Here is a 5,471-nt window from a genome sequence, read left to right on the forward strand (position 1 = left end):
AGGGGCCGGGGGCGGCGAGTCGCGGGTCGAGGCGGTGGTTGGGTCGGGTGGCGAGCCGGTGGCCGAGTCGTCGTTCGGTGCGCGGGTGGCGTCCGCGCTCCGGTGCTCGGTCGCAGCCGCGGTCACGTCCCGCACGCATTCGGCCAGGAACGCGGCCAGCGACACCGACGCCGATGCCCCGACCGGTACGTCACCGCGCTGCACGTCGTCGAAACCCATGCCACCATCCCGCCGGCCGTCGGCCCGACGCCGTGGCCTTCGCGACCCATGCTTGCGATCCGCGGGCGCGCCGTATTGTCACGAGAACTCGTGAATTGATTCCGAGACGGCCGTGCGGTAGGGGTCGGGCGATCGTCGGCGATGCCCGGGACATCAGAAACCTCAGGAACACCAGGGTCGCCAGGAACACCAAGCACCCAAGGACCCAAGGACCCAAGGACCCAAGGGCCCAAGCACCCAAGGGCCCAAGCACCCAAGCACCCAAGGGCCCAAGCACCCAAGGACCCCGGCGATTCTCGGCGTACGAAACAGCGTTGGGCAAGGCTCGGTATCGGGAAACGGGTGGAAGTGACGTGCGTCGAACTGTTACCGTCGCGATCATGTGCAGCCCCGAGTCCGACAGACTCTAGCCACCGGTCGACCGGTGGCGGATTCCCCGACGAGTTGAAGCCGCGCGACCGACGAGGTCGTGGGCATGCTCGGGCAGGCCGTCGCCGCACCCTCTTCGTCATCGAGGGTCGACCACGGGATGGGCTGCTCTCGTAACGCGTACGTGCGTCATGGACCATCTCGACGCACGACGGATCTCCGGCGCGCGAGGCAGCGCGGTTGTCGGGTCCCTCGTCCGTGCGGAGCCCGGACGGTGATCACTCGCGCCGTGAATTGCGGACGAAGCCACTCGCGCTCTGAAACGCCGGACGAAGTCACTCCCACTGTGAGCGCCGAACCGGGAGTTGCTCGCGGCGGTGAGCCCGGACGAAAGTCACCTCACCCCGGGTGACTCGGACGGTAGTCCCTCACCGCGTGAGCCCGGACGGATCCCCCCGCGTTGTCTTCTGCCGTGACGAGCGAGCGCACGGCCTTTCCCCCTCCCACGCCTGCCCATCGATTCATCGGCCGCGTCTCAGGAGTGTCCTTTTCATGCCATTTGCCGTCTATGTACTCGGGCTTGCGGTCTTTGCCCAGGGCACGTCGGAATTCATGCTGTCGGGTCTGGTGTCCGACATCGCGGGCGACCTGTCCGTGTCCATCGCCTCCGCCGGGCTGCTGACCTCGGCGTTCGCGATCGGAATGGTGTTCGGGGCGCCGGTGACGGCGCTCTTCAGCCGCGGGTGGCCGCGGCGCCGTGCCCTGTTGCTCTTCCTGTCGGTCTTCGTCGCCGTGCACGTCGTCGGGGCGGTGACTTCCAGCTACGCCGTATTGCTCGCGACCCGGGTGATCGGCGCGCTGGCCAACGCGGGGTTCTGGGCGGTCGCGCTGGCCACCGTCGTCGCCATGGTCGAGCCCGCCGCGCGCACCCGCGCCACGTCCGTCGTGGTCGGCGGCGTCACGGTGGCGTGCGTGGTGGGCGTACCCGCCGGTGCACTCCTGGGCGGGCACTGGGGATGGCGGGCGGCGTTCTGGGCGGTGGCCGTCGTCTCCGTACCGGCCCTGTTCGCAACCGCCACGTCGATTCCCAAGGGGCGATCGGACGCGGCAAAGGTGAGCGTTCGCAAGGAACTTCGGACACTGCGTAGCCCGGCGCTGTGGGGCACGCTGGTGACGATGGCTCTCGTGCAGGGCGCGACGTTTTGTACGTTCGCCTACCTGGAGCCGCTGATCACCCACGCCACCGGGTTCGACGACGGCTGGGTGCCGGCGGTACTGGCGCTCTTCGGGGTGGGCTCGTTCGTCGGGGTCGCCGTGGCGGGTCGGATCGTCGATGCGCGACCGGTGACGGTGATCGTGGCCGGCATGGCGGCGCTGGCGGTCGGCTGGACGGTGCTCGCGGTGACGGCCGGCAGCCCCCCGGCGATGATCGGGCTCGTGTTCGTACAGGGCCTGTTGGCGTTCGGCACCGGGACGGCGATGATCTCGCGGGTGTTCCACCTGGCGGCCGACGCGCCGACCCTGGCGGGCGCGTTCGCCACGGCGGCGTTCAACGTGGGGGCCGCGCTCGGCCCGTGGTTCGGCGGGCTCGCGATCGACGCAGGTCTGGGGTTTCGTTCGCCGGTGTGGGTGAGCGCGCTGCTGATGCTCCTCGCGCTGGTCGTCGCCGCCGCGGCACCGGTGGTGCGCCGCGCCTCGGCGCCTACACCAGCTCGCCGCCGACTCCCGAGCGTCCGCTCGGAACCCCGACGACGAGCACGGTGACGTGCGCCCGGACGGCTTCACCGAAGACCGTGACCACGGCGTCGGTGATCGATGCGATCAGTCGGGCGGCGGCGTCGGGGATCTCGGGCCGGTGCAGAGCTCCTTCCCGGGTGGTCAGGGTGACGACGGGCGCGTTGACGTCGGTCGGCAGGCCGCCGATGCCCGAGCGACCCTCGGGGATGCCGAACAGGTCCACGACGGCGACCGCGCGGGCCCACTCGCCGTATACGGCGGCCACCGCGTCGGTCAGTGCGCGCACGAGTTTCGGCTCGGTCGTGCCGTCGAGATTCTCTTCGCGGATCTGCACGGTGAAATGCGGCATGGTCAAGCCCCGTTCGGTCGGTGGTGTCCGGGCGTTAGCATGGCAACGGCCGCACTTTGCTTTGACAGCAAAGAAGCGTTGTTCTCAAAGCTATTTCGAGAGGTGGGTCATGTCAACCGAAGGTCGGCGGCCGGCGGCTGATCGCGTCCGGGCGGACCCGGGTGTCGACGACGCCGTCAGGGCGTTGCTGCTGCTCATGCCTCGAATGGTCGGACGGGCCAAGCGCATTCCGGTGCCCGAGGAGCTGCGCTCGCTCGCGTTGGCGCCGCGTCACCTGTCGCTGCTCGCCTACCTGCTCTTCGACGGCCCGACGACGGTGAACGACCTGGCCGCGCGCCTGGAGGTGGCGCCGACGACGGTGAGCCTGATGGTGGCCGAGTTGAGCCGGAAGGGAATCCTGGAACGTCGCGAGGACGCGGCCGACCGGCGGCGACGCATCGTCGACATCACCGCGGCGAAGCGCCCGTCGATCGCCGACTGGCTGGCACGCGGAGCCGGCGCCTGGCGCCGGGCACTGGAACCGCTGACGCCGGACGAACGACGGATGTTCGTCGACACGTTGCGGGCGTACGAGGCGGCCATGGGCGCGGAGGACGACGACTGATCGAGTCGGGGGAAGCGGGCGCCGCGCCGGCATCGGGCCGGCCGGCGCTCGTGCTCAGACGCGTTCGAGTGGGCGGTGCGGTTCGGCCGGAAGCTCGACGCCGATCGGGTCGCCCGGGCGCACGTCGCCGCCGCTGAGTACGACGGCCATCACGCCGGCCTTGCGAACCACGTTGCCCGCCTCGTCCCGGCCGACGACCTGCTTGAGCAGACCGGATCGGAACGCGTTGATCTGCGGGCACGGATTGCGCAGCCCGGTCACCTCGATCACGGCCTCCGCGCCCAGACGCAGCACGGTCCCCGTGGGCAGGCCCAGGAGGTCGATGCCACGCGTGGTGATGTTCTCGCCGAGTTCGCCCGCCGCCACCGTGAAGCCGGCCGCCGCGAGCTCGTCGTGCAACTCTGCGTGGATCAGGTGTACTTGGCGCAGATTGGGCTGAGTCGGGTCGACGGCGACCCGCGAGCGGTGCTTGACCGTGACGCCGAGATGGGCGTCGCCCTCCACGCCAAGGCCGGTGAGCAGGCGAATACCGTCTCGGGTCGGCTTGCCGAACGTGTGCTTCGGGCTGCGCCCCACCGCCGTCACCGCGCCGCTCATCGTCTCACTCCTCGTGATGCGCTCATCGGTCGTCGACTCTATCCCCGGCCGCGCCGGCGCCGAACGGGGAGGGGTCGGGGGAGTGAGCGGTGAGGCGGGCCGAGCAAGGTCGGTGTCGGATCGCGCACGCGATGCGGGAGACACGCGATGCGGGAAACACGCGATGCGGGAGATCGGAGACCGCGCGTAGCCGCGTCGGCGGCGACGGGAGAAATCTCGGGAGGATCGTCGGCGGCACGAGCCGCCGGGAGGTGCTTCGGTGGATCGCCCACCCGGCGTCGGGGGAACCGGAAAGGCAGCACCGCGCCGATCGCCGATCTGGTTGGATCGGTGGCGTGAACAGCACTCAGTCCATCGAAGCCCCTTGGGGCATATCCGTGTTCGGCGCGGCGAGCGTGGATGCCACGCCGGATGTAGCCAGACTTCGCGTGGCGATCAAGCAGACGAGGCAGAAGCCGGGCGAGTCGTTCGAGGTCACTCGGGGCAGCGTCAACCAGGTCCGGGAGGTGCTGCGCCGCCATGGAGTTCCCGACACTGCCGTGTCCACATCGCGCCTGGACCTGAGCTCCTCGTGGAGCTACGGCAATGAGCGCACGTTCCTCGGCTACGAGTGCACCGCCTCGTTCGTGATCGAGCTGCGTGAGCTGGACACCCTGGAGACGGTGCTCGTCGACGTTGTCGAGGCCGGGGCGAACGAGGTCGACGGTGTCGACTTCGATGTGAGTACCAAGAAGGACCTGCGCGCCCGGGCGCGTACGGCCGCCGTGGCCGCCGCCCGCGAGAAGGCCGCCCTGTATGCGGAGGCCGCCGATATCCGACTCGGCCCGGTCGTCCACATCAAGGACGTGGACGCCGATCAGCTGCAGGGCTCCTACCGCGGGCACGGCCAAGTCGGCGGAGGCGCGGGCGAGGGCGATCTCGCACCCGGCAAGATCAGCGTCACGGCAGGCGTGGTGATCGGTTTCTCGATCATCGGCGGCTGACCGCGCACAAGGTCCGCCGGCTCCGGCGGCATCGCCGGGCGCGGGGTGGTGCCCGTGGCCACTACGGAGCCGCCGGCACGGCTGAGCTCGACCCGGAGCGGCTCGCCTGCGACGGTAGTCAGGGGGCGAGCGCGCAGCGGGGCCGTCGGGGTGGACGGCGCCGGGGCCGGGTGGATCCGGACGGCAGGTCGTCACCTTCGGGGAGCGGACGTGACGTCAGGCGGGCGCGGGTGAGGCGCCCGGGACGGCCAGCCAGGCGGTCACCACGTTGCCCTCGTGCGAGGACGTGATCGACATTCGGGCGCACACCGAGCGCACTATCTCCAGTCCGTGGCCCGCCGGACGTTCCGGCTGGCGCGAACGCGGGCTGGGGCGGGTGGTACCGGTGTCGCGCACGCTCACCCGCAATTCGGGGCCGGTGTGTTCGAGGTCCAGGACGCACGGGCCCGGCCCGTACCGGATCGCGTTCGTGACGAGTTCGCTGACCACGAGTTCGGCGGCGTCGGCGAGCGGTGCCTTGGCGTGGCCGATGCGGCCCAGGAAGGCGCGGGTGATCGACCGGGCGCCGGCGGCCGTGCCGGGCTCGCCGCTCAGCTCGACCGTGTGCGCGGAG

Annotated in this window: 7 protein-coding genes; 3 read left to right on the plus strand and 4 right to left on the minus strand. The window is 70.6% G+C overall.

Annotated features, from left to right (window positions below; all coding sequences use genetic code 11):
• Positions 1 to 219: hypothetical protein (locus GT354_RS04010; protein WP_161354770.1), on the minus strand; the 219-nt coding region annotated here is incomplete at its 3' end.
• A gap of 921 nt (positions 220 to 1,140) precedes the next feature.
• Here GT354_RS04010 and GT354_RS04015 point away from each other — a divergent pair.
• A complete protein-coding gene (locus tag GT354_RS04015; RefSeq protein ID WP_161354771.1) occupies positions 1,141 to 2,352 on the plus strand; it encodes a Cmx/CmrA family chloramphenicol efflux MFS transporter in 1,212 nt (403 codons plus the stop codon).
• Here GT354_RS04015 and GT354_RS04020 read toward each other — a convergent pair.
• On the minus strand, positions 2,291 to 2,674 hold the full coding sequence (locus tag GT354_RS04020) for a tautomerase family protein (RefSeq protein ID WP_161354772.1): 384 nt from the start codon (positions 2,672 to 2,674) through the stop codon (positions 2,291 to 2,293). The two genes, GT354_RS04015 and GT354_RS04020, sit on opposite strands and share 62 nt — an antisense overlap.
• Before the next feature lie 109 nt (positions 2,675 to 2,783).
• Here GT354_RS04020 and GT354_RS04025 point away from each other — a divergent pair, with 109 nt between their 5' ends.
• Positions 2,784 to 3,278 (plus strand): MarR family winged helix-turn-helix transcriptional regulator, encoded by a 495-nt coding sequence (locus GT354_RS04025; RefSeq protein ID WP_161354773.1) that lies wholly within the window; start codon positions 2,784 to 2,786, stop codon positions 3,276 to 3,278.
• 54 nt (positions 3,279 to 3,332) lie between these two features.
• Here GT354_RS04025 and GT354_RS04030 read toward each other — a convergent pair whose 3' ends face one another.
• Positions 3,333 to 3,875 carry an MOSC domain-containing protein gene (locus GT354_RS04030; RefSeq protein ID WP_202511499.1) on the minus strand — a complete coding sequence of 181 codons (543 nt, stop codon included), beginning with the start codon at positions 3,873 to 3,875 and terminating at the stop codon, positions 3,333 to 3,335.
• A gap of 335 nt (positions 3,876 to 4,210) precedes the next feature.
• Between GT354_RS04030 and GT354_RS04035 the strand changes: the two genes are divergently transcribed.
• Positions 4,211 to 4,858: an SIMPL domain-containing protein gene (locus tag GT354_RS04035; RefSeq protein ID WP_346011835.1), complete on the plus strand. Its 648-nt coding sequence runs from the start codon at positions 4,211 to 4,213 to the stop codon at positions 4,856 to 4,858.
• 216 nt (positions 4,859 to 5,074) lie between these two features.
• On the opposite strand, the gene GT354_RS04040 is transcribed toward GT354_RS04035, so the two are convergent.
• Positions 5,075 to 5,471: ATP-binding protein (locus GT354_RS04040; protein ID WP_161354775.1), on the minus strand; the 397-nt coding region annotated here is incomplete at its 5' end.

It is taken from the genome of Streptomyces sp. SID3343, from assembly GCF_009865215.1.
Classification (GTDB): Bacteria; Actinomycetota; Actinomycetes; order Streptomycetales; family Streptomycetaceae; genus Embleya.